Below are 22,539 nucleotides of genomic sequence, written 5' to 3'. Positions count from 1 at the left end.
TTCAACTCTGTCTATATCTTTGCGACTAAGCTAATAAAGTATTTTATCACTTATCAACTCTCTCTATATCTATGCGACTGAGCTAACTAAGCGTTTCACGTTGTTTTGTGAACGAGGCGTATTAAATAGATTTTAAGTGCTACCGTCAACCTATTTTTACGCTTTTATGCTGTTTTTATTGAGTTTGCTTGCACATTGAACATTTGTTGCTCCTTTTGTGAACGCAATACTATTTCTCTTTGGTATAACCTTCGATTTCGATATCTTTATTTTCGAATAGATATCCAACCATTGCTTCCTCAATCAGCTTACGATCTTCTGCTTTCATTAAATTCAGCTTTTTCTCATTAATATACATGGTTTGCTTCTTTTGCCATTCAGCCCAAGCTTCCTGACTAATATTATCGAAGATACGTTTACCAATTTCGCCAGGAATAAGTTGGAAGGCAAGACCTGGGGCTTCTTTCTTTAAATAACTACAAAATACAGTGCGTGACATGATTATTCCTTAATGAGCGTTTTTTTAGAGACAGCGTTTAATATCTTTTTAGTGGTCGCCGCTAAACCAATTTTTTGTGGGTGTTGTACGTTATACCAAAGTGAGCCTGAATCTTCCATCACTTGTGACGGTTGTTGTTGCTTCACTTCAATTAATAAAGGCGTTATATCAAAATGAAAATGACTAAAGGTATGACGGAAAGTATTTAATTCTTCCGCTTTATAATCAGTAATATTCAAATCCTTTAGATGAGCTAAGGCTATTTCTTTATTCTCAAATTCAGGGAAACACCATAACCCTCCCCAAATACCAACCGGTGGGCGTTGCTTTAATTGAATTGCTTGACCATTTTCCGAAAGCACTAGCATCACAGTTGTTTTTACTGGGATTTTCTTTTTCGCCTTTGGCGTCGGATAGTTTTTAACGGTATCATTTTTTAATGCCACACAGTCATCACTAACAGGGCATTCATGACACTTGGGTTTGCTACGAGTACAAATCATAGCTCCCATGTCCATCATAGCTTGATTAAAGGTATTTGCCTGCGCAACTGGAGTTAATCGTTCTGCTAGTTCCCACAAGCGATTTTCGACAGGCTTTTCGCCAGTCCATCCTTCAATAGCTTGGTGGCGCGTTAGAACCCGTTTCACATTACCATCTAAAATAGCAAAGTGTTTATTGAGGGTTAAAGATAAAATTGCTCCAGCAGTAGAACGACCAATACCTGATAGTGCTAAAACGTCTTCAAAATCTTCAGGAAATTTACCACCGAATTGATCGCGCACTGTTTGTGCCGCCTTGTGCAAGTTGCGTGCTCTGGCGTAATATCCTAAACCCGTCCAATGATGTAAAACCTCATCGATAGGGGCATTTGCCAGATACTCAAGTGTAGGAAAAGCACGCATAAACTTATTAAAGTAGGGAATAACAGTGACCACTTGGGTTTGTCGCAACATGACTTCACTTACCCATGTTTTGTAAAGGCTTTTGTCAATTTGCCAGGGCAGTGTTTTACGTCCATGAACACCATGCCAATCGATGATGCGTTGGTTAAAGTTATTCTCTTGCACAAGGTACTCTTTCATTATTCTAAAAGCGAAAGCATAACAGACTTACACTAAAAAATAGCATTACAAAAACTAAGTGGATAATTACTTTTCTGGTTACGTTTGTCTTTTGAAGTTGTATAGCTATTAGATTATAATGCGCGCTTATTAAATCAGCCCGATTTTTAAGCTAAAAAATGACAGTTAAGGTAACAAAATGACAGACCAACAACGTCCTCAAGTTGATGACAATGAAACGCCGAATAGCGAAATAAAAGAAGAGCAAAAATATATGCGCAAAATACGCTCTTTTGTGAAACGTGAAGGGCGTATGACCAATCGTCAGCAAACTGCAACCGATACTCTCTGGGAAAGTATGGGCATCGACTTTAAAGAGGAAGAACTTGATTTTACTGAAGTATTTGGTCGTGATGCGCCTGTTGTTTTAGAAATTGGCTTTGGTATGGGCAAATCGCTAGTAGAAATGGCATTAAATGCACCAGAGAAAAACTTTTTTGGTATCGAAGTTCATGGTCCTGGTGTTGGTGCATGTTTGGCTGATGCAGGCGAGGCGGGAGTCACTAATTTACGTGTGATGAACTATGACGCAGTAGAAGTGTTAGAACATATGATCCCAGAAAAAAGTTTAGCGACCTTTCAATTGTATTTCCCAGATCCTTGGCATAAAGCACGTCATAACAAACGCCGTATTGTTAACGAAACTTTCATGACAAATATGCGCCAAAAACTAGCTATCGGCGGTTTAGTGCACATGGCAACAGACTGGGAACCTTATGCAGAGCACATGTTAGAAGTCTTAAATGCTGACTCTAATTATCAAAATACCGTTGAAGGTGATTACGCGCCACGACCAGATTGGCGTCCGTTAACAAAATTTGAAAGTCGAGGCCATCGTCTAGGTCATGGTGTATGGGACCTTCTGTTTAAACGTATCAGTTAGTTATGGTAAAAATAGCCGATTAAGCAGATAATTATGAAAGCAGAAAAACCTACAATATTAGGAAGAGGGGACTTTAAACCTTCTGCTAAGTGTCCTAACTGTAATTTAATAATGTATCTGGGTGATGAGTGCCCACATTGTGAACACTTATTAAGTTTATCTGAACAAAAAGATCAAAAAGAGTTTTGGATTAAAACAAGAAATAAAAGTTACTTACATGGCTTTATATTTTTTACTCTATCTATTTTATTGTTGAGCTTTGTATTTAGCATATAACAATAATTCCATCAATTTTTGTAGATGAAGAGCATTAAATAAAAACCTAATTCAATTAACTTTCAGCTATTTAAAGTCTATATGAAAAAAAGCGAACCAATTAGAGTTCGCTTTTTATTTGTTTGGGTAAAACGCTAATTATCTTAAAGCAATTTACAAACCTTGTATTTAGTGATGATTATTGAGCATCACGTACCAAGCGGACATAGTTGTAGTAACGGATTGAATCGAACTGTGGACCACTTCCTGATTCATAATTTCCACCGTCCCATACTTTTGGATCGCTACGTTGAGAGCCTGCACCATGAACATCTATCCATTTACCATATTTTTCGCTATAACCCATAGAGCGACCGAAGGCGACGTAGGAAGCATGGTTTACCTTTAAATCTCCATCAATTAGACCTTTGTGAGTGGTATTACTCCAGTAAAACGCCCAGTCATCATCGCCATTTTCATTTTTTATCGTAGTCATGTTAAAGATAGGATCGATAGCCGGTGAATTTGTAGCTACGGGTGAGTAACTGTAATCGGTGATCGTTTCTAGTTCTTTGATGTTTGGTAAACGCCAGTCGTCGTGACCCAAGTAGTTTTGTTGATTCATCTTTTGCACATAAACTAAAGCTTCTGACCAGTTCATTGCGCCGTTCTTTGTTCACACCATCTTTAAGGGGACTGGTATCGTCATCATCAGACTTCACCCAATCGTAAGCATTTTTATAATCAATCCCTGTGCTGTAAGTCGCACCACTATCATCCTGTGCCCACATTAAGCCTGATTGTGTATCTGTGATAGTTTTATCGCCGTTATCAACATAACCCGGTGTACCGTAATCTGTATTACCGCGAACACACTGAACAAAATAGGTTTTGTCTGAGCCAAAGAAGTCTTCCTCATAACCTTTAATACGTCCATCAGCTAAGTTCACACCAAATAACATTTTGGTACCTTCGTCATTAACATAGGCTGAAGTAGAAGCGTATTGAGAGTCAATTACTCGTTCATGATCATTTGGGTTACCGTAGGCAAAATCAAAGGCTTCAGTATCAACAAAAGGCGTTAGATCTGAACTACTTTCTGCCATTGGGTCAGGATCCGTTCCACGAAAGTCAATCAGTGAATAACCCTGTTTAATATTTGGTAATTGCCAATCGCTATAACCGGCATAATTTAAGGATTCACAATAGGCGATAGCATCACCCGAAGAAAGTTTATCTGTCTTAGTGATCTTATTATCGCCGTTGATGTCCGGTGATTGAGTCCACATCAGCCCTGTAATATTATCACTAACCGTTCCGTTACCATGCACTGTGTAATTTGAGCTGTTTCCAGTATATTGAGCATCTTGACCAGTATATTCACCAGAGACCGAACATTCAATTGCATCACTTTCATCAAAGCAAAGTTGTTGTCCTGTTTCAACGGCTCTGTTGGTCATTATTGACTGTGGTCGCATTGACTGCGACTGTGATTTGGTACTTATTTCATTAGGCGCCATGCTAGTACAACCTGCGAGTGCAAGGCCAACTAATGCCATGCTAATAGAGATTGTATTTTTAGTGAAGTTCATCATAAAGTCCTCTGTTTATAAATAGTTACTTTCTAAGAGTGTTTCAATGATGTGTATATTAGGTACTATGTTCTGCAGTTGCGTTCATTTGGCGCAATTCGAACCTTTAAATTGCAATTATTTACGCTTTTTTATTTAATTATTACTTTCTGAGAGTGGTTTATTCCTTTTATGACAGAAAATATCGGCCTGATTGGTTTATCAATATCGCTCTTTACTTTAGTCAGTATTCTCTCTCGCCAGAAAATATCACTGACAGACAGGTTGCTTTGCCTGTGGTTGTTTATTATTGCGATTCCTATGTTTCAGTCTTTAAAAATAGAAATGACCATTGCAGGTTATAACCTTTGGAATTTGTATAATCCAATATTTAACCTGTTACATGGTCCGATTTTTTATTTTTATGTGCGTTTGCTTACTCAGGTGCGTTCAACCTTTAATCGTACAGATTGGCTTCATTTGGCACCCTTCGCACTTTTGTATTCACTTTCAGCCACCACGGATTTAGCACAGCAGATGATCCCCGGTGCACCTCAGTCAGAAAACATTGTTCATAGTTCGGGTATTTTAATGACTGCAGTAGAAACACTGCTCATTCATTTTGGCTTGCTCAATGTGTTATCTTTTTTATTTTATTCCGCTGTTATTGTTTATTTGTTAATTCAACATCAGCAAAAAATTACGCGTTATTTCTCACGTAATGATTCACAAGTCAGCCTGATATGGATTTACTCTTTGCCTGCTACTTTTCTTCTGATCACGCTCTTAAACCTGCTTAATGAAAACCTTGCAACTGCGATCCCAATGATCGAACCACTCAAACTACATATTGTTTCTCATTGTTGCTTAGCGATTCTGTTATGTTTTTTTGGTGTGCGCCAAAAGCCGGTATTTAATATGTTATCTGAGCCGAACTCAGTTGAGCTAGAGGAGTTTGATGAGCCTATTAATAAAGCGGTTGCAGATGTCGAATCAAATAAGGAAAAGGTCGAATCAAATTCTCAACCAGAACAAACGAGCCAAATTATTGGAGATGAAGTACTCGCAGTCTATAAAGCTCAGGTCGATACCTATATGTTGGCTGAAAAGGCATATTTAGATCCTGATTTCTCAGTATATGCACTTGCACAGGCAGTCGATATTCCTCGTCGTACACTTTCATATGTATTAAGTAGTGGCTTTGAGAAAAACTTTTATCAATTTGTGAATAGCTATCGCTTACAAGAAATGAAAACGCGATTACAAGATAAAGGAAATAAAGAAACCATACTGGATATTGCTTTTGCCTGTGGTTCAGCTCCAAATCAACCTATAACACGTTATTTAAAAAGCAGTGTGGTTGTACTCCAACTCAATTCCGTAAATCAGCTCAAGAGTCGTAAATAAGGGGGGATTTATAAAACTAAGCTTTGTTTATCTTTAAAACAAGCTAATAACATATATGAATGTAAACCAGAGACAAAGCTTACCTGTAAGGTATGATTTAAAAGTGTATTAAACTCCTTCATGGTTTTACAATTTACCCTTAACATAAAATCATACTCTCCAGTAATGGAGTAACATTCATAAATTTCAGGAGTATGTTGAATCAGCTCAATGGTTTTGTCTCGAGAGCTTGCTTCACTTTTTCGGTATTGCACCATAATTGTGGCGGCTACGCCTAATCCTGCTTTGTCTTTATTGATAACGGTCGCATAGTGATCAATAACACCTATATCTTCTAATCTTTTTAAACGACGAAAACATTGCGAAGAAGATAAACCTACTTTCTCTGCTAATTCTAATCGTGGGATCTGACTATTTTCTAAAAGTAAGTTTAGAATGCGAGTATCAAATCCATCTATTGTCATATCTTGCATGATTTCGGTCCAATTAATGATTTTTATGAAACTATACTCGCATAAAGAGTGCTTAAGCAAGGCTATTTTGCTAAGACAGTGTCATTGCTTTTAAGATAAATTTAGCCACTGTTAGTTTTGTTATCTGTTTAGAGGAACTGTAATGACCTTGGCTGTATTAAGCTTATTTATCCCTACCTTCTTTTTTGTGTCTATCACGCCTGGAATGTGCATGACGCTGGCACTTACGCTAGGGATGAGGATAGGTTATCGTCGCACACTATGGATGATGCTAGGTGAAGTGATTGGTGTGGCAGTCATTGCTATTGCGACTGTTTTGGGAATCGCTTCTATTATGCTCAATTATCCATGGGTCTTCACAATTCTTAAATCGGTTGGTGCTGGTTACTTGCTTTATCTGGGCATTTTAATGTGGCAGTCAAAAGGTAAAATGGCATTAAGTGGTGAAGAGGCAGGTGATGCTGTTAATAGCCAAAAATGGGCCTTGGTATCACAGGGCTTTATTACTGCGATTGCAAACCCTAAGGGCTGGGCCTTTATGATTTCGTTATTACCTCCTTTTATTGATAGCGACCGACCTTTGCCGGATCAATTATTTATATTAGTCATGATTATTATGTTTTTTGAATTTCTTTGCATGACTATTTACGCGACCGGTGGCAAAGGGCTAAAACGTTTATTAAATAACCCTAAAAATTTACGTTTATTAAATCGTATTTCAGGGAGTTTATTGATGGGCGTGGGTGTGTGGTTATTTATGAGTTAATGTTTACATTATACGCTTTCATTTTATTCTTGCTTAACCTATTGGATCTATGATGATAGAAATTTTAAAACTCACTTATTCAAATGCTGAACAATATGCTGAATTAGTTAAAAAAATTCACATTGCGGAAGAACAAATTAAGTTCGCTAGTACGCCTGAAGACTTTCTTTTGGATGTCTGCGAAACGACACACTTGCACATCATTAAGTTCGATGGAGATGTCATCGGTTTTTTTAAGTTAGACACAAACTATCATTCATCCTATCGTTTTTGTCCTGAAACTGCGATTGGCTTAAGGTCTTTTGCAATTGATAAAGGGCAACAGGGTAAGGGGCTAGGCACAAAAATTGTAAAAGCATTGTTTTCTTATTTAAAAACTTATTACGTTAATATCCGCGAAATTTATTTGACCGTTAATTATAAAAATTTAGGTGCTAAGGCTTGTTATGAAAAAGGGGGCTTCGAGTGTTTAAATGAAAAGTATCTTGGTGGCGATGCTGGCCCGCAACGTATACCCGTTACCATTCAAGATGCAAAGTTCAGCAAGTTGTGAGGTGAGCAGATTCTAGGCAGAAAGTTGAAGGTCTAACTGGTTCAATCAATACTTTCTAACAACGAAGATGCTTGCCTCAAAACTTGCCCCGTGGGTCGCTAGCTCGAAAAGCAATTCAGCGTTGCAACACTCGATAAGGGCCAGCCATTGTCATCATGTTGCGCCTTGCCTTGCACTCCGAGCTAACGACTGAACAAAGAATCTTGATTGGTAACGGGTATATAATGCGTGCAAAAATTGTATAGTTTTAAAAATATTTTGATTATGACAAAAGTGTCATTTTAGCGTTGCTTTTAGGTCATCTACTCTGAAGTATTATAAGTCCATAGAAACAAGGAACATCTAAACGAAGTTCCAATTTGAATTTCCAATAACTTATATTAAACAACTTATAAAAGAGAGTACAAAATGAAAATGACTAAAACTAAAGCGAGCACTTATCGCATCAACTATGGCAATTCTAAGCACTCAAGCATTTGCAACAACGACACAAACAACACGTGTTATTCCAACGGAAGATGTAAGTAGCCAAGCAGTTGCATACGAATTAGCACTTGATAAATTACAAACATTAAAAGCCGATTCTGCGATTGAACTCAATAACGACTTAGGGCATATTTCGCTTGATTATCCACGTAGCCTTTCTTTAAATGACGGTTCTTATGTGACCGTTGCAGAAAAAATGAATGCTAATGGTGAGATATCATATACAGGTTTGGTGAATGTGAGTGTCACTTTTGAAATGGCAGACTAAATATTTAAAATATGCTCAAGACCATTCAATATTTCTAAAAGGCTACCAAATCGGTAGCCTTTTTAGTTGCTGTAAAAGTTAGGCTTTGTTAATTGATAAGGTAAAGTTTGTCACTTGGTCACTAGAAGTCACTGAAATCGAACCACCATGCGCTTTAGCAATAGATTGTGTAATGGCTAAACCCAGGCCAACTCGCTCCAATGAAGTACTTGTTCTTGCTTTGTCTGCCCGATAAAAACGATCAAATAAATGTGTTAGTACCTCAGCAGGAATCGTTTCACCATGATTAATCACTTCTACCATGGCGACGTCTTCATGTGCTTGTATGTTAATGGTGATTTCACTGCCTTCAAAGCTATGATGTATTGCATTAGAAATTAAGTTATTAAATGCTCGACGTAACATTAGTTTATCGCCTTGCACATGTGCGCTTCCTTTTAATGCTAATCGGATATTACGGTCTTCCGCCAGGGCATCATAAAATTCAAACGGTTCGCTTATCTCCTGCTCAAGATTAAGAGGTTCACTGGAGAGTAATAATTGATCATTATCTGCTTTTGCTAAAAATAACATATCTGAAATCATTCTGGCCAGACGTTCAAACTCTTCAACATTAGATCCAAGTGCCATCATATATTCATTGGTATTACGTGGTTTAGATAAAACCACCTGAGTTTGCATCATTAAGTTGTTAATAGGAGTACGCATCTCATGAGCAATATCCGAAGAAAAGTTTTCTAATCGCTGGAAAGAGTCATCTAATCGATCTAACATATTATTTAATGTTTCAGATAATCCCGCAATTTCAATCGGTAAATTATCTACCGGCATACGCTGTGTAATATTCTTGCTGGAAATGAGTTTGGCATTTTTCGATAAGGTTTTTAATGGTCGTAGGCCGTGATAAGTAAGGAACCATTGTAAAGCGCCACTAATCAGTGCTCGCAATAATCGTAAACTTAATTAATGCAGTTTTAAACGCACTTAAAAAGCCCCGGCGGTCGCTGGTATTTAATGCAACGGTTGCAATGACTGTGGATTGATTAATATCATCAAAGGTAAAACGAAATTGCATCCCACGGTAACTTTGCCCTTGATCTTCCCACTGTAAAACTTTTTCTTTGATATCCTCTATTGGAGCTGATTTTATCTGCCGATTGAACTGCAAGTCGGAAATTGTTTGCTCTAAGTTAGATTCAATAAAATTTTCGTTAGAGCCATTAATAACACTATTTGGAAAGCGAATATTATCAGAGATATAAAGTACAAGGTCATCTTCTGGATTGTCTATTCGGATAGCCACACCTTCGAGTTCTTCCATTTTTTTAGTAATGTTAGAAAACTCACGGTTAAAATTATTTTTGGATATAATATCCCGCATAAGATAGGCTTTATTTTTTAAGGCTTGTGCATCTTCAACCAGAAAATAAGTGAATATTTCTTGTTGAAGAAATAAAGACAAAGAAACCAGTCCTGTAATGGTCGCAACCGAAAAAAGCAGGTAAGTCTTAGGGTCAATGAGTGTTGTAATATCATGTTTTATCCAAAATAAAATTACGAAGTAGTTATATCAGTGTAACCTTATCAAATTATACAAGGCAGTTTTATTTTATTGGGTGATGGAAATGCCATTTTTATGTGCACTCAAGTGTTGCTTTAAACGGTAATTAGCAAAACTCTTTGTTGTTTCCAAATTCGATTTTTATTGATTTATTTACCCATTATTAACCAACTTTGGCCCATAGTATTGCTCACTACTTTAAATCACTATTTTAAATTACAACGAGAAAGCAATGAAATTATTAATTGTCGAAGACGAAGTAAAAACCGGAGAATACCTCAAGAAAGGCTTAACAGAGTCAAGCTTTACTGTTGATTTAGCAGATAATGGTCTCGATGGGTTGCATCAGGCGATGAGTGAAGAATATGACCTTATTATTCTCGATGTCATGTTACCTAAACTTGACGGTTGGCAGGTTTTACAGACATTACGTAGCAGTAAAGTTAACATTCCCGTATTAATGCTAACAGCGCGGGATCAGATAGAAGATCGAGTAAAAGGGCTAGAATTGGGCGCCGATGATTACTTGGTGAAACCCTTTGCCTTCGTTGAACTGTTGGCACGTATTCGTAATATTCTCAAAAGAAATAATCAATCGGCGGATAATGATACAAGTATACGTATCGAAAATTTACAATTAGATTTACTTCGTCGCCGAGCTTATCGAGATAATGAACCTATTACTTTAACAGCAAAAGAGTTTTCATTATTAGAATTATTGATGCAACGCAAAGGGGAAGTATTAAGCCGTACGTTAATTGCTTCTCAGGTTTGGGATATGAATTTTGATAGTGATACTAATGTCATTGATGTCGCTATTAGGCGTTTACGTAATAAAGTAGATAAACCTTTTGAGCCAAAATTAATTCATAGCATCCGTGGTATGGGTTATGTACTTGATGTTATGGATAAAGAATAAAAATCAGTGATATTGATAAACAATTTTTCTGAACAAAAACGGTAAATTATTCACTAAAGCTACGCAATGAAGTTTCATTACGTAGCTTTTTTATTGCAGGGAAACAATATCAAGTAATAATTAAAGGGTATTTTTGATTATGACAAAAGTGTCATTTTAGCGTTTGTTTTAGGTCATCTAGGCTGTCGTATTATAAGTCCATAGAAACAGGGGACATCTTAAACGAGGTTCCAATTGGAATTTTAATAACTTATAAATAAGAGAGTACACAATGAACATGACTAAAACTAAAGTAGCACTTATCGCATCAACTATGGCAATTTTAAGCACTCAAGCATTTGCAACAACAACACAAACAACACGTGTTATACCAACTGCAGAAGTAAGTAGCTAGCATATTGCATACGAATTAGCACTTGATAAATTACAAACATTAAAAGCTGATTCTGCGATTGAACTCAATAATGACTTAGGGCATATTTCGCTTGATAACCCACGTGACCTTTCTTTAAATGAAGGTTCTTACGTAACCGTTGCAGAAAAAATGAATGCTAACGGCGAGTTATCTTATACAGGTTTAGTGAATATAAGTGTAACTTTTGATATGGCTGACTAAGATTGTTTAATAGAGAGTGCGGGTATAAAAAATATTCGCACTCATAAAATGGTTTCTTTCCTGAGCTAAATTCATACCTAAATTATTGTTCTAATCCCTATAGCTACATTATTAATATCCCCGATAAGTTTTTTAGGTGCTACATAGGCATAAAGAAGTTATTGGATTATCACTACTCAGATCATTATTGCCTATTTCAAAATACCCATGTTATGGTATTTCTTTTGCTGTCATTAATTCGCTTTAGTATAAAATTATTGACCGTGATATGACTATAATTTTGGAGTTTATTGAATGAAAATTGCAATGTTTAGTGCGAGAAATTATGACACCGACCATTTCACTCTCTTATTAAAACAGGTGCCACTTACTTTTAAATATTTTGATACACAATTGAATATTAATACAGCAATCTTAGCGAAGGGGTTTGATGCAATTTGCGCCTTTGTAAATGACGACCTGTCTGAAGCTGTACTCACTAAGCTTGCTGAACTTGGTATAAAAATTATTGCGATGCGTTGTGCGGGTTATAACAATATTGATTTGGCTACCGCAAAGCGTTTAAATTTTGATATTGTTCGTGTTCCAGCCTATTCACCTGAAGCTGTTGCAGAACATAGCATGACTTTGTTAATGACGTTAAATCGACGCATCCACAAAGCTTATCAGCGAACCCGAGATGCAAATTTTGCACTTGATGGATTGGTTGGTTTTAATTTACACGGTAAAACCGTAGGCATTATCGGTTCTGGTAAAATTGGTATTGCTAGCATGCGAATTTTTAAGGGCTTTGGTTGCAATATTTTAACCTATGATCCTTACCCATCAGAGCAAGCAATTGAGTTAGGGGCTAAATATGTAGAGCTAGATGAAATATATGAAAAGAGTCATATTATTAGCCTGCATTGTCCATTAACGGACGCCAATAAGCATTTATTAAACCGACAAAGCTTTGATAAAATGCAAGATGGTGTGATGATCATTAATACCAGTCGTGGCGCTTTATTAAATGCTCAAGATGCTATTCAAGCTTTAAAATCAGGTCGAATTGGTGGTTTAGGTTTGGATGTTTATGAAGAAGAAGAAAATCTCTTCTTTAGTGATCATTCTAGCGAAATTATTAATGATGATACTTTCCGACGTTTATCCGCTTGTCATAATGTTATATTCACAGGCCATCAAGCATTTTTAACCCATGAAGCTTTAGACAGTATCGCACAGACCACTATCGATAATCTGTTATGTTTACAAGCGGGTGACGATAGTCCAAACCGCATTTAATTAATGTGTTGCTTGAATTAAAAACGGAAATTTTCTCCGTTGAGTTATAGTTCCTTTTGCCATAGCGCGATAGATTTTAATCAAAGGTTGTATATAGAATGAAAGATAAAAGTTTTCAATGGGGAATTTTAGGATGCGGTGATGTTACCGAGATCAAAAGTGGTCCAGGTTTACGCAAAGCTTCTGGTTCTTCGGTTGTTGCTTGTATGAGGCGAGATGCTAAAAAAGCTGAAGATTATGCTCAACGCCATGACATTCCAACCTGGTACGATAATGCGGATAACTTGATTGATGATCCGCTCGTGCAAGGTGTTTATATCGCTACGTCGCCAGAATCTCATAAAGAATATACGCTTAAAGTGGCTAAAGCGGGTAAGCCGGTTTATGTTGAAAAACCACCTGCGATGAATAGTGCTGAACTGTATGAGATGATTGAGGCTTGTAAAGATCATGACGTCCCCCTTTTTGTTGCCTATTATCGTCGAGGACTACCTCTTTTTGCTAAAATTAAAGCCTTGATTGAAGAAGGGAAAATAGGCACTCCAAGAAGCATGATCTTATCTATCAGAGAATCTTTACCAAAAGATATAGATACTCATCTTCCGTGGCGACTTAACCCGGAAATTGCTGGTGGTGGGTTATTTATGGATTTAGGGTGCCATCAATTAGATATCCTTGATTGGATTTTAGGCCCAATAAAAAATCCACGTGGTTTTGCCGTCAATCGAGCGGGGAAATATAAAGCTGAAGATGGTGTTGCGACTTCCTTTGAATTTGAAAGTGGTGTGATTGGTACGGGCTTATGGGATTTTACCGTCGCAGATGAAGTCAAAGAGGATCGGGTTGAAATAATTGGTGATCGAGGACGTCTTGAATTTGCTGTATTTGCACATCAACATTTGATTTATGAAGGACAAGAAGGGCGACAGGAATGGGATTTACCTAATCCAGAGCACGTTCAACAACCACTTATACAAACTATTGCTGATCAGCTTAATGGTTCTGGGCAATGTCCTAGTACCGGTGAGACAGCATTAAGAACATCTCTAGTAATAGATTCTTTACTGGAAGATTATTACAGTTAAATATTGAAGAAAAATCTGTGTCATTTCCTTTCGGGTATTAGTTCAGACTGACTGAAATGACACTATATTTTATTGATGATAAAAACGTTATAGTTTAGCTATTGTTTCTTCCATTTCTTTTATTTTATTAGTCATAACGCTTTCAAGGTGTTTCAAATCGCTTAATAACTGATGTTTTAGTTCTTTTTCTTTTTTCGCTTCAACAGCTAAAGCATCTAACTCGGTAATGATATTACGTAATTTCGGGTTAATTTCCGATAAATTAGTTACGCTATCTCCTCTCGCACCACCACTGACCGTTTTCTGTTGACGTTGAAATTTGAATTTACTGCTTCGGGCAAGTAATTCTCGGTCGTGCTTTTTAAAGTAGATTTTTAAAATATCATTTTCGCCTTCTTGACGAAGACTGTAGCGAATTATGTCTTTAAGATGTCGAATACCAATACTATTTAGATGACTTTCCATAAATTCTCCTCTGCAGTAGTTATAAATGTAATGTACATTACTATTTGTAGCTTCTTTTGAATGTAAATTCAATATAAACATTAAGTTAGATTTAGTATATTGATCTTACTGTTGTATTTGTTTAAGTCAGTAACTATTTAATGCAGGTGAAATTAAATTAATTAAAGTATTGATGAAACCTGCCGATAAATTATACCAACTCAATAAATCTTTGATCTCATTTTATTAACTTAAATTGATCAACCAATTGTATTAATAATTTTTTATTTAAGGAGACGTTATGGACAGCAATATTTCTTCTGTTAAATCCCTTCGCCAAGATGTTCCTTCTGCTACTAAGGAAGATGATACAAAAACAGATAATGTACAAGCACCTATTTCTGTTACTAATAAAAAATTACTAAATGCTTCCATCCTCGAGTCCACCATAAAATATGAGGGTAGTATTGCTAATCAACCTCAAAGCTTATTATTAAAAACCGCATTAGAAGGAATTAATGAAGCATTAAAAGCCTTAGGTGTAGACAAAACTATTGAACAAAGTGCTGATGAGGGACTGGATGTGAGTCCTGAAGCAACTGCTGAGCGAATCGTTGCTTTTAGTACTAACTTTTTCCCCTTTATCTGAAACAAAACCCTGAAATGGAAGAACAAGAAGCCTTATCTAAATTTATTGAGGTGATTGGCGGTGGTATTGAACAAGGGTTTAGTGAAGCAAAAGAAGTATTAACTGGTTTAAATGTTCTGGAGGGGGACGTGGCCTCTAATATTGAAAAAACCTATGAGTTAGTTCAACAAGGCCTGACAAATTTTGTTGATAAATATAAACAGGATACAAGTGAGCCAGAGGCTATATAGCTTTTATATTAACGAGATATTATTAACGCTAATAATATTATTCGTTACTTGCCATGAAATATTAAATTCATCAAGGTGCATGGCATAAATTTTATCATCAGCTTTTATCTTCTTATAAGCAGGACGTGGGTCTTGCTTTAATACTTCTATGATTAATTGTTTTTGCTCCTCATTAATAATACTTTCCGCTTGTTGAGAAAAATTAACTGTCTTAATGTCAACTTCAGGCGTGTGTTGTGCAAAACCTGCGATAGCATTTTCTTTTGAATCGGCATAGGGAATGTAAGGTTTTATATCTACAATAGGTGTTCCGTCAACTAGGTCAATATTGCTTAGTTGTAAATAGAGTTTTTTATCTTTTTGAAGTAAACCATGAAATTCAACCAATGATAAACCGATTGGATTGGGGCGATTAGGGCTACGAGTAGCAAATACGCCAACTCGTTTATTACCACCTAAACGAGGTGGTCGCACCATTGGTTGGAACTTTTCAGTTTGGGGATTCTTATGAAAAACAAACATTAGCCACAAATGGCTGAACTCCTCTAACCCCGAAAATGCATTGATATCATCATAAGGAGTAAGTATTTCAAGTAAAGCATGTGCGCTAGGTACTAGACCAGGTTGCCTTGGAACAGCAAATTTTTCCTTATAGGGCGAGTGAATAATTGCTATGGGAGAGATTGAAAAATTATTCATTTTCTAATACATCAATTGCGCGACCATAACAAATAACATTAGATAGGCAAGTTTGATCTGCCTCGAAGTCAACACAGGACTGGAAAACAATACCGTTTGCATTCATATTAGCGACATTGATACGAGCATTTGTTTTTGCTTCTTTCATATCTGCTGGAATATCTTTACTATCCTGCTGGCAACTACTACCTTCAACCGCGCCTAATAATTTATAATTCAAATTTTGCAGTTCTGATTTTGAATATATGCTGACCTGTGAAGGTTTAAAATAATCATCAAAATTTTTCTTATCTAGGTTAGAAGAAAATTGATAGTGGCTACAGCCTGTTAAAAAAAGAGCTGTAAGTAAAGGAATATAACCTAATGCAAATTTCATCAAAAATACTCTTTAATAATAGAAGAAAGAAAACAATAATAGCATTGACTAATAAATTAAGGAAAAAGTATGACAGCAAGTAACGGTAAACGTGCCATTTTTCTCGACAGAGATGGCGTAATAAATGTCGATAATGGATATGTTTCCGTTGTTGATGATTTTGAATTTATTGATGGCGTTATTGAGGCTCTACAGGAACTAAAAAAACAAAACTACCTATTAGTAGTGATAACTAACCAATCGGGTATTGCGCGAGGTTATTTTTCTGAAGAGCAATTTCATACTCTGACTGAGTGGATGGATTGGTCACTCGCAGATCGTGGTGTTGATTTAGATGGCATATATTATTGTCCTCATCATTCTGAACATGGCTTAGGAGAATATAAAGTGGATTGTGATTGTCGCAAGCCTAATCCTGGGATGATTAATGATGCAGTGAAAGAGTTAGGTATCGATCTTTCTCAATCTATTCTAGTAGGAGATAAGGTTTCTGATATACAAGCGGGCATAAATGCGGGTGTGAAATATAATTATCTTGTAAGAACAGGTAAAGAAATCACAGAAACAAGGTGAAACACTTGCCGATGCAATCTATGAAGATTTAGCAACATTAGTTTCATCATTATAATAAATCTGTGGGTAACTGCAGTTTTCCTGTGGGTAAGTTGTGGCTAAAACAGGTATAAAAATTAATGCCAAAAATAACCTCTTTTTATTGAAAAAATGCTTGCCAATGAGATCTCAATCCCTATAATGCGCATCCACAGACAACGACTGACGTAAGTTTTTGATCGTCTGGAGCCAGCAAACTCACTGAGTTTGCAACAACTTTTAAGTTTAAAGTAATTTAAAATAAAATGTTGACAAGGTTCAAGGTTAGCGTATTATACGCACCTCGCCGAAAGGCTCGCTCTTTAACAATTTAATCAAACAATCTGTGTGAGCATTGATAGTAGATTTCAAAATAGTCCTTCGGGACAAAAAGAATCAATATCAATGACACACGAATTAATTCATTAATTCAGAATAACAGCTTGTTAACTATTTATAGTTGGCGAGAAGTTTTAGTCAGTAATATTGAGTCAGCATTCATTAGTAATAGTGATGCAAATTAAACTTTAAATTGAAGAGTTTGATCATGGCTCAGATTGAACGCTGGCGGCAGGCTTAACACATGCAAGTCGAACGGTAACATTTCTAGCTTGCTAGAAGATGACGAGTGGCGGACGGGTGAGTAATGCTTGGGAACATGCCTTTACGTGGGGGACAACAGTTGGAAACGACTGCTAATACCGCATAATGTCTTCGGACCAAAGCAGGGGACCTTCGGGCCTTGCGCGTAAAGAGTGGCCCAAGTGGGATTAGCTAGTTGGTAAGGTAATGGCTTACCAAGGCAACGATCCCTAGTTGGTCTTAGAGGATGACCAGCCACACTGGAACTGAGACACGGTCCAGACTCCTACGGGAGGCGACAGTGGGGAATATTGCACAATGGGGGAAACCCTGATGCGGCCATGCTGCGTGTGTGAAGAAGGCTTTCGGGTTGTAAAGCACTTTCAGTGGGGAGGAAAGGGTATTAGTTAATAACTAATATCTGTGACGTTACCCACAGAAGAAGCACCGGCTAACTCCGTGCCAGCAGTACGCGGTAATACGGAGGGTGCGAGCGTTAATCGGAATTACTGGGCGTAAAGCGCGCGTAGGTGGTTAATTAAGTCAGATGTGAAAGCCCCGGGCTCAACCTGGGAACGGCATTTGAAACTGGTTAACTAGAGTTTTGTAGAGGGTGGTAGAATTTCAGGTGTAGCGGTGAAATGCGTAGAGATCTGAAGGAATACCAGTGGCGAAGGCGACCACCTGGACAAAGACTGACACTGAGGCGCGAAGGCGTGGGGAGCAAACGGGATTAGATACCCCGGTAGTCCACGCAGTAAACGATGTCTATTAGAAGTTTGTGGCTATATGCCGTGGGTTTCAAAGCTAACGCATTAAATAGACCGCCTGGGGAGTACGGTACGCAAGGTTAAAACTCAAATGAATTGACGGGGGCCCGCACAAGCGGTGGAGCATGTGGTTTAATTCGATGCAACGCGAAGAACCTTACCATCCCTTGACATCCAGAGAATCACCAAGAGATTGATGAGTGCCTTCGGGAACTCTGAGACAGGTGCTCGCATGGCTGTCGTCAGCTCGTGTTGTGAAATGTTGGGTTAAGTCCCGCAACGAGCGCAACCCTTATCCTTACTTGCCAGCGGGTTATGCCGGGAACTTTAGGGAGACTGCCGGTGATAAACCGGAGGAAGGTGGGGACGACGTCAAGTCATCATGGCCCTTACGGGATGGGCTACACACGTGCTACAATGGCAAATACAAAGGGTTGCTAACCTGCGAGGGTATGCGAATCTCATAAAGTTTGTCGTAGTCCGGATCGGAGTCTGCAACTCGACTCCGTGAAGTTGGAATCGCTAGTAATCGTGGATCAGAATGCCACGGTGAATACGTTCCCGGGCCTTGTACACACCGCCCGTCACACCATGGGAGTGGGTCGCACCAGAAGTCATTAGCTTAACCTTTCGGGGATGGCGATGACCACGGTGTGGTTCATGACTGGGGTGAAGTCGTAACAAGGTAGCCCTAGGGGAACCTGGGGCTGGATCACCTCCTTACGTAAAGAAACTGCTATTAGTGCCCACACAGATTGTTTGATTAGAATGATAAAGCGCAGAAGAAGTCTTATGTCCCCATCGTCTAGAGGCCTAGGACACCGCCCTTTCACGGCGGTAACAGGGGTTCAAATCCCCTTGGGGATACCAACTTCTCTGACGTAGAAAGATATTTTATAAGTACCAATACTTATAAAGTGCTTTTCTTTGAAACATAAGTAAACACTGCTCTTTAACAATTAGGAAAGCTGATAAAGTTCTTATTTATCGCACAATAACAATGACACTTAGGTGTTGATTGGTGTGGTAAATAAAACGAAATTTTACATTTCATTTATGAAATGTAAATTGTTCTCAGTATTTAAAATAACGTTTAAGTTAAGTTAGATACTGTAATCAAGCAAAATAAAAACAGCTGTAATTCACGTAAGTGATTTGCAGTTTGTACGTATCTACGAGTTAGTAATTTATTATTGATTCTAGGTGCACGAAAAACGTAAGTGTTTTTCATAGTAAAATATGAGGATCGCAAGCGTCTTGGAAACAACCTACAAACAATAATTATTTTAAAATTCTTAGAATTTGTATGGTTAAGTGAATAAGCGTGCACGGTGGATGCCTAGGCAATTAGAGGCGATGAAGGACGTGGTAATCTGCGATAAGTCCAGGGGAGTTGATAACAAGCGTTATATCCTGGAATCTCCGAATGGGGCAACCCGGCACTTAGTGTCATCTGTATGTGAATACATAGCATATGGAAGCGAACGAGGGGAACTGAAACATCTAAGTACCCTTAGGAAAAGAAATCAACCGAGATCCCGAAAGTAGCGGCGAGCGAAATCGGGCCAGCCCTTAAGCTAGATAAAAGTTAGTGGAATGCTCTGGAAAGTGCAACGGTACAAGGTGATAGTCCTGTACACAAAAACTTCTACTTAGTGAAAACGAGTAGGTCGGGACACGAGAAATCCTGACTGAATATGGGGGGACCATCCTCCAAGGCTAAATACTCCTAATTGACCGATAGTGAACCAGTACCGTGAGGGAAAGGCGAAAAGAACCCCTGTGAGGGGAGTGAAATAGAACCTGAAACCGTGTACGTACAAGCAGTAGGAGCCGACTTAGTTCGGTGACTGCGTACCTTTTGTATAATGGGTCAACGACTTAATTTCAGTAGCAAGGTTAACCATTTAGGGGAGCCGTAGGGAAACCGAGTCTTAACTGGGCGAATAGTTGCTGGGATTAGACCCGAAACTTGGTGATCTAGCCATGAGCAGGTTGAAGGTTGAGTAACATCAACTGGAGGACCGAACCCACTAATGTTGAAAAATTAGGGGATGACTTGTGGCTGGGGGTGAAAGGCCAATCAAACCAAGAGATAGCTGGTTCTCCTCGAAAGCTATTTAGGTAGCGCCTCATGTATCACTGTTGGGGGTAGAGCACTGTTTAGGCTAGGGGGTCATCCCGACTTACCAACCCTATGCAAACTCCGAATACCAACAAGTGCAATCATGGGAGACACACGGCGGGTGCTAACGTCCGTCGTGGAAAGGGAAACAACCCAGACCGCCAGCTAAGGTCCCAAAGTATATGTTAAGTGGGAAACGATGTGGAAAGGCTTAGACAGCTAGGATGTTGGCTTAGAAGCGACCATCATTTAAAGAAAGCGTAATAGCTCACTAGTCGAGTCGGTCTGCGCGGAAGATTTAACGGGGCTAAACATATCACCGAAGTCTGCGGACGCGTATTTATACGCGTGGTAGAGGAGCGTTCTGTAAGCCGTCGAAGGGAAAGGTGTAAACCATCCTGGAGGTATCAGAAGTGCGAATGTTGACATGAGTAACGATAAGGGAGGTGAAAACCTCCCCGCCGGAAGACCAAGGGTTCCTGTCCAACGTTAATCGGGGCAGGGTGAGTCGACCCCTAAGGCGAGGCCGAAAGGCGTAGTCGATGGGAAACGGGTTAATATTCCCGTACCCTTTATTATTGCGATGGGAGGACGGAGAAGGCTAGGTGGGCCTGGCGATGGTTGTCCAGGTTCAAGTGTGTAGGTAGGTGACTTAGGTAAATCCGGGTCACTATATACTGAGACACGATGTCGAGGTACTAAGGTACTGAAGTCATCGATGCCATACTTCCAGGAAAAGTCTCTAAGCTTCAGATAATAAAGGATCGTACCCCAAACCGACACAGGTGGTCAGGTAGAGAATACCAAGGCGCTTGAGAGAACTCGGGTAAAGGAACTAGGCAAAATGGTACCGTAACTTCGGGAGAAGGTACGCCTTTGACGGTGATGAGACTTGCTCTCTAAGCTGTTAGAGGCCGAAGATACCAGATGGCCGCAACTGTTTATTAAAAACACAGCACTGTGCTAAATCGCAAGATGACGTATACGGTGTGACGCCTGCCCGGTGCCGGAAGGTTAATTGATGGGGTTAGACTTATGTCGAAGCTCTTGATCGAAGCCCCGGTAAACGGCGGCCGTAACTATAACGGTCCTAAGGTAGCGAAATTCCTTGTCGGGTAAGTTCCGACCTGCACGAATGGCGTAATGATGGCCATGCTGTCTCTACCCGAGACTCAGTGAAGTTGAAATCGCAGTGAAGATGCTGTGTACCCGCGACTAGACGGAAAGACCCCGTGAACCTTTACTACAGCTTAGCAGTGAACTTAGAGCCTACATGTGTAGGATAGGTGGGAGGCATTGAAGACAGGTCGCTAGATTTGTTGGAGCCAACCTTGAAATACCACCCTTGTATGTTTTGAGTTCTAACCATGGCCCCTGAATCGGGGTTTGGGACACTGTTTGGTGGGTAGTTTGACTGGGGCGGTCTCCTCCCAAAGCGTAACGGAGGAGTACGAAGGTTGGCTAATCACGGTCGGACATCGTGAGGTTAGTACAATGGTATAAGCCAGCTTAACTGCGAGACAGACACGTCGAGCAGGTACGAAAGTAGGTCATAGTGATCCGGTGGTTCTGAATGGAAGGGCCATCGCTCAACGGATAAAAGGTACTCCGGGGATAACAGGCTGATACCGCCCAAGAGTTCATATCGACGGCGGTGTTTGGCACCTCGATGTCGGCTCATCACATCCTGGGGCTGAAGTCGGTCCCAAGGGTATGGCTGTTCGCCATTTAAAGTGGTACGCGAGCTGGGTTTAGAAACGTCGTGAGACAGTTCGGTCCCTATCTGCCGTGGGCGTTTGAGAATTGAGAGGAGCCGCTCCTAGTACGAGAGGACCGGAGTGGACGAACCGCTGGTGTTCGGGTTGTCATGCCAATGGCATTGCCCGGTAGCTACGTTCGGAATCGATAACCGCTGAAAGCATCTAAGCGGGAAGCGAGCCTCAAGATGAGTTCTCACTGGAGATTTAATCTCCCTAAAGGGCCGTTGGAGACTACAACGTTGATAGGCAAGGTGTGTAAGTGCAGTAATGTATTGAGCTAACTTGTACTAATTACCCGTGAGGCTTAACCATACAAACTCTAAGCATTTTAAGTGTTAGAGATTGTTCCAAGAGATGATGATAGTTCATCAACAAAAATACGTTTGTGATAAACATATTTTACGACATTGCAGATTATAAAAAGAACAAAAAAACAGCTTTCTTAATTAAGTTTTTGCTTGGCGACAATAGCACTGTGGTCCCACCTGATCCCATTCCGAACTCAGAAGTGAAACGCAGTTGCGCCGATGGTAGTGTGGGGTTTCCCCATGTGAGAGTAGGTCATC

The 22,539-nt window shown here is 39.1% G+C and carries 22 protein-coding genes, 1 tRNA gene, 3 rRNA genes and 1 pseudogene; 17 read left to right on the top strand and 10 right to left on the bottom strand.

What is annotated here, in order from left to right:
- Positions 1–229 precede the first annotated feature (229 nt).
- Positions 230–499, bottom strand: coding sequence for an oxidative damage protection protein (locus tag ACLKMH_RS00135; protein WP_413700373.1), 270 nt, complete (start codon positions 497–499; stop codon positions 230–232).
- 2 nt (positions 500–501) lie between these two features.
- Entirely contained in the window at positions 502–1,584 is a 1,083-nt protein-coding gene (gene mutY, locus ACLKMH_RS00130) for an A/G-specific adenine glycosylase (RefSeq protein WP_413700372.1), read from the bottom strand.
- Positions 1,585–1,762: 178 nt separating this feature from the next.
- On the opposite strand from mutY, the gene trmB reads away from it, so the two are divergent.
- Positions 1,763–2,506, top strand: a complete 744-nt coding sequence (gene trmB / locus ACLKMH_RS00125) for a tRNA (guanosine(46)-N7)-methyltransferase TrmB (protein ID WP_413700371.1) — start codon at positions 1,763–1,765, stop codon at positions 2,504–2,506.
- Positions 2,507–2,539: 33 nt separating this feature from the next.
- Positions 2,540–2,782, top strand: a complete 243-nt coding sequence (locus tag ACLKMH_RS00120) for a hypothetical protein (RefSeq protein ID WP_413700370.1) — start codon at positions 2,540–2,542, stop codon at positions 2,780–2,782.
- A gap of 178 nt (positions 2,783–2,960) precedes the next feature.
- Here the strand turns inward: ACLKMH_RS00120 and ACLKMH_RS00115 are convergent, their stop codons facing one another.
- The gene (locus tag ACLKMH_RS00115; protein WP_413700369.1) at positions 2,961–3,386 is read right to left on the bottom strand and encodes a DUF1566 domain-containing protein; all 426 of its coding nucleotides are present in this window, start codon (positions 3,384–3,386) and stop codon (positions 2,961–2,963) included.
- A gap of 550 nt (positions 3,387–3,936) precedes the next feature.
- Positions 3,937–4,221 (bottom strand): annotated as a pseudogene (locus tag ACLKMH_RS00110) (DUF1566 domain-containing protein); the annotation flags it as partial.
- Between the two features lie 1,418 nt (positions 4,222–5,639).
- On the opposite strand from ACLKMH_RS00110, the gene ACLKMH_RS00105 reads away from it, so the two are divergent.
- On the top strand, positions 5,640–5,735 hold the full coding sequence (locus ACLKMH_RS00105) for an AraC family transcriptional regulator (RefSeq protein WP_413702221.1): 96 nt from the start codon (positions 5,640–5,642) through the stop codon (positions 5,733–5,735).
- 12 nt (positions 5,736–5,747) lie between these two features.
- Here ACLKMH_RS00105 and ACLKMH_RS00100 read toward each other — a convergent pair whose 3' ends face one another.
- Positions 5,748–6,212: an Lrp/AsnC family transcriptional regulator gene (locus ACLKMH_RS00100; RefSeq protein WP_413700368.1), complete on the bottom strand. Its 465-nt coding sequence runs from the start codon at positions 6,210–6,212 to the stop codon at positions 5,748–5,750.
- 142 nt (positions 6,213–6,354) lie between these two features.
- On the opposite strand from ACLKMH_RS00100, the gene ACLKMH_RS00095 reads away from it, so the two are divergent.
- From ACLKMH_RS00095 to ACLKMH_RS00085, 3 genes are all read left to right on the top strand, one after another.
- The gene (locus ACLKMH_RS00095; protein WP_413700367.1) at positions 6,355–6,978 is read left to right on the top strand and encodes a LysE family translocator; all 624 of its coding nucleotides are present in this window, start codon (positions 6,355–6,357) and stop codon (positions 6,976–6,978) included.
- A gap of 49 nt (positions 6,979–7,027) precedes the next feature.
- On the top strand, positions 7,028–7,531 hold the full coding sequence (locus ACLKMH_RS00090) for a GNAT family N-acetyltransferase (RefSeq protein WP_413700366.1): 504 nt from the start codon (positions 7,028–7,030) through the stop codon (positions 7,529–7,531).
- A gap of 439 nt (positions 7,532–7,970) precedes the next feature.
- Positions 7,971–8,285 (top strand): DUF3316 domain-containing protein, encoded by a 315-nt coding sequence (locus ACLKMH_RS00085; protein ID WP_413702220.1) that lies wholly within the window; start codon positions 7,971–7,973, stop codon positions 8,283–8,285.
- A 78-nt stretch (positions 8,286–8,363) separates the two neighbouring features.
- Here the strand turns inward: ACLKMH_RS00085 and ACLKMH_RS00080 are convergent, their stop codons facing one another.
- Complete coding sequence (locus ACLKMH_RS00080; protein ID WP_413700365.1) at positions 8,364–9,233, bottom strand: heavy metal sensor histidine kinase; 870 nt, start codon at positions 9,231–9,233, stop codon at positions 8,364–8,366.
- On the bottom strand, positions 9,217–9,747 hold the full coding sequence (locus ACLKMH_RS00075) for a hypothetical protein (RefSeq protein ID WP_413700364.1): 531 nt from the start codon (positions 9,745–9,747) through the stop codon (positions 9,217–9,219). Before ACLKMH_RS00075 ends, ACLKMH_RS00080 begins: the two co-directional genes overlap by 17 nt.
- 331 nt (positions 9,748–10,078) lie before the next feature.
- Here ACLKMH_RS00075 and ACLKMH_RS00070 point away from each other — a divergent pair, with 331 nt between their 5' ends.
- The 4 genes from ACLKMH_RS00070 to ACLKMH_RS00055 all read left to right on the top strand — a co-directional run bounded on the left by ACLKMH_RS00070 (position 10,079) and on the right by ACLKMH_RS00055 (position 13,747).
- Positions 10,079–10,765 (top strand): heavy metal response regulator transcription factor, encoded by a 687-nt coding sequence (locus tag ACLKMH_RS00070; protein WP_413700363.1) that lies wholly within the window; start codon positions 10,079–10,081, stop codon positions 10,763–10,765.
- A gap of 271 nt (positions 10,766–11,036) precedes the next feature.
- The gene (locus ACLKMH_RS00065) at positions 11,037–11,159 is read left to right on the top strand and encodes a hypothetical protein (RefSeq protein WP_413700362.1); all 123 of its coding nucleotides are present in this window, start codon (positions 11,037–11,039) and stop codon (positions 11,157–11,159) included.
- Positions 11,160–11,675: 516 nt separating this feature from the next.
- Positions 11,676–12,662, top strand: coding sequence for a 2-hydroxyacid dehydrogenase (locus ACLKMH_RS00060; RefSeq protein WP_413700361.1), 987 nt, complete (start codon positions 11,676–11,678; stop codon positions 12,660–12,662).
- A gap of 98 nt (positions 12,663–12,760) precedes the next feature.
- Complete coding sequence (locus ACLKMH_RS00055) at positions 12,761–13,747, top strand: Gfo/Idh/MocA family protein (protein WP_413700360.1); 987 nt, start codon at positions 12,761–12,763, stop codon at positions 13,745–13,747.
- An 87-nt stretch (positions 13,748–13,834) separates the two neighbouring features.
- On the opposite strand, the gene ACLKMH_RS00050 is transcribed toward ACLKMH_RS00055, so the two are convergent.
- Complete coding sequence (locus tag ACLKMH_RS00050; RefSeq protein WP_413700359.1) at positions 13,835–14,212, bottom strand: DUF3461 family protein; 378 nt, start codon at positions 14,210–14,212, stop codon at positions 13,835–13,837.
- 280 nt (positions 14,213–14,492) lie between these two features.
- Between ACLKMH_RS00050 and ACLKMH_RS00045 the strand changes: the two genes are divergently transcribed.
- Both ACLKMH_RS00045 and ACLKMH_RS00040 read left to right on the top strand, forming a co-directional pair.
- Complete coding sequence (locus ACLKMH_RS00045; protein WP_413700358.1) at positions 14,493–14,840, top strand: DUF5610 domain-containing protein; 348 nt, start codon at positions 14,493–14,495, stop codon at positions 14,838–14,840.
- A gap of 14 nt (positions 14,841–14,854) precedes the next feature.
- Positions 14,855–15,070, top strand: coding sequence for a DUF5610 domain-containing protein (locus tag ACLKMH_RS00040; RefSeq protein ID WP_413700357.1), 216 nt, complete (start codon positions 14,855–14,857; stop codon positions 15,068–15,070).
- A 3-nt stretch (positions 15,071–15,073) separates the two neighbouring features.
- Here ACLKMH_RS00040 and tsaA read toward each other — a convergent pair whose 3' ends face one another.
- Entirely contained in the window at positions 15,074–15,769 is a 696-nt protein-coding gene (gene tsaA, locus ACLKMH_RS00035) for a tRNA (N6-threonylcarbamoyladenosine(37)-N6)-methyltransferase TrmO (protein ID WP_413700356.1), read from the bottom strand.
- The gene (rcsF, locus tag ACLKMH_RS00030) at positions 15,762–16,145 is read right to left on the bottom strand and encodes an Rcs stress response system protein RcsF (protein WP_413700355.1); all 384 of its coding nucleotides are present in this window, start codon (positions 16,143–16,145) and stop codon (positions 15,762–15,764) included. The genes tsaA and rcsF overlap by 8 nt, the downstream gene beginning before the upstream one ends.
- Before the next feature lie 69 nt (positions 16,146–16,214).
- Between rcsF and gmhB the strand changes: the two genes are divergently transcribed.
- The 5 genes from gmhB (at position 16,215) to rrf (ending at position 22,539) form a co-directional block, all read left to right on the top strand.
- Positions 16,215–16,718: a D-glycero-beta-D-manno-heptose 1,7-bisphosphate 7-phosphatase gene (gene gmhB, locus ACLKMH_RS00025; RefSeq protein WP_413700354.1), complete on the top strand. Its 504-nt coding sequence runs from the start codon at positions 16,215–16,217 to the stop codon at positions 16,716–16,718.
- A gap of 547 nt (positions 16,719–17,265) precedes the next feature.
- Positions 17,266–18,811: ribosomal RNA gene (locus ACLKMH_RS00020) — 16S ribosomal RNA — on the top strand.
- Positions 18,812–18,882: 71 nt separating this feature from the next.
- Positions 18,883–18,958: transfer RNA gene (locus tag ACLKMH_RS00015), tRNA-Glu, on the top strand.
- Between the two features lie 438 nt (positions 18,959–19,396).
- A 23S ribosomal RNA gene (locus ACLKMH_RS00010) occupies positions 19,397–22,285 on the top strand.
- A gap of 145 nt (positions 22,286–22,430) precedes the next feature.
- Positions 22,431–22,539: ribosomal RNA gene (gene rrf / locus ACLKMH_RS00005) — 5S ribosomal RNA — on the top strand.
- The 16S, 23S and 5S rRNA genes sit together here with 1 tRNA gene alongside, the layout of an rRNA operon.

Source organism: Psychromonas sp. KJ10-10 (assembly GCF_047323245.1).
GTDB lineage: Bacteria > Pseudomonadota > Gammaproteobacteria > Enterobacterales > Psychromonadaceae > Psychromonas.
Note: the sequence above shows the minus strand (reverse complement) of the source record. Positions and strands in the feature narration are given on the sequence as shown.

Bases quoted from the DNA above. Each gene is read 5' to 3' on its own strand.
- ACLKMH_RS00070 (WP_413700363.1), top strand. From the start codon at position 10,079: ATGAAATTATTAATTGTCGAAGACGAAGTAAAAACCGGAGAATACCTC.
- ACLKMH_RS00135 (WP_413700373.1), bottom strand. From the start codon at position 499: ATGTCACGCACTGTATTTTGTAGTTATTTAAAGAAAGAAGCCCCAGGT.
- ACLKMH_RS00090 (WP_413700366.1), top strand. From the start codon at position 7,028: ATGATGATAGAAATTTTAAAACTCACTTATTCAAATGCTGAACAATAT.
- ACLKMH_RS00060 (WP_413700361.1), top strand. From the start codon at position 11,676: ATGAAAATTGCAATGTTTAGTGCGAGAAATTATGACACCGACCATTTC.
- ACLKMH_RS00040 (WP_413700357.1), top strand. From the start codon at position 14,855: ATGGAAGAACAAGAAGCCTTATCTAAATTTATTGAGGTGATTGGCGGT.
- ACLKMH_RS00100 (WP_413700368.1), bottom strand. From the start codon at position 6,212: ATGCAAGATATGACAATAGATGGATTTGATACTCGCATTCTAAACTTA.
- ACLKMH_RS00065 (WP_413700362.1), top strand. From the start codon at position 11,037: ATGAACATGACTAAAACTAAAGTAGCACTTATCGCATCAACTATGGCA.
- rcsF (WP_413700355.1), bottom strand. From the start codon at position 16,145: ATGAAATTTGCATTAGGTTATATTCCTTTACTTACAGCTCTTTTTTTA.
- ACLKMH_RS00095 (WP_413700367.1), top strand. From the start codon at position 6,355: ATGACCTTGGCTGTATTAAGCTTATTTATCCCTACCTTCTTTTTTGTG.
- ACLKMH_RS00115 (WP_413700369.1), bottom strand. From the start codon at position 3,386: ATGAATCAACAAAACTACTTGGGTCACGACGACTGGCGTTTACCAAAC.
- ACLKMH_RS00120 (WP_413700370.1), top strand. From the start codon at position 2,540: ATGAAAGCAGAAAAACCTACAATATTAGGAAGAGGGGACTTTAAACCT.
- ACLKMH_RS00050 (WP_413700359.1), bottom strand. From the start codon at position 14,212: ATGGAAAGTCATCTAAATAGTATTGGTATTCGACATCTTAAAGACATA.
- gmhB (WP_413700354.1), top strand. From the start codon at position 16,215: ATGACAGCAAGTAACGGTAAACGTGCCATTTTTCTCGACAGAGATGGC.
- trmB (WP_413700371.1), top strand. From the start codon at position 1,763: ATGACAGACCAACAACGTCCTCAAGTTGATGACAATGAAACGCCGAAT.
- tsaA (WP_413700356.1), bottom strand. From the start codon at position 15,769: ATGAATAATTTTTCAATCTCTCCCATAGCAATTATTCACTCGCCCTAT.
- ACLKMH_RS00055 (WP_413700360.1), top strand. From the start codon at position 12,761: ATGAAAGATAAAAGTTTTCAATGGGGAATTTTAGGATGCGGTGATGTT.
- mutY (WP_413700372.1), bottom strand. From the start codon at position 1,584: ATGAAAGAGTACCTTGTGCAAGAGAATAACTTTAACCAACGCATCATC.
- ACLKMH_RS00045 (WP_413700358.1), top strand. From the start codon at position 14,493: ATGGACAGCAATATTTCTTCTGTTAAATCCCTTCGCCAAGATGTTCCT.